This is a genomic window from Bacteriovorax sp. DB6_IX (assembly GCF_000447775.1).
Classification (GTDB): Bacteria; Bdellovibrionota; Bacteriovoracia; order Bacteriovoracales; family Bacteriovoracaceae; genus Halobacteriovorax_A.
Window position 1 is genome coordinate 1 of sequence record NZ_AUNJ01000062.1, and the last position, 231, is coordinate 231.

The window sequence follows — 231 nt, forward strand, 5'->3', positions numbered from 1 at the left end:
CTCTTTTCGACAGAGTTTACTCTAGGACCATGGGCAAAATATATTGCCGCATTCTATGCGGTTGCCTACGGGTTTTTGATGATTTCAAATATTCCTTTTGCTTCTTTTAAAAACTCTGAGTTTGTTAAGAAGAATAAGAGAAAGGTCTTAGCGATTATATTTCTAACTTTTACTCTCATTCTGGTTCATGAGCAGGTGATGATACTTGGCGTTACTACACTATAGGTTCTA

1 pseudogene is annotated in these 231 nt (G+C 36.4%); it reads left to right on the forward strand.

From position 1 onward, the window contains the following. Positions 1-225, forward strand: a pseudogene (locus M901_RS01920) (hypothetical protein); the annotation flags it as partial. Positions 226-231: the final 6 nt, after the last annotated feature.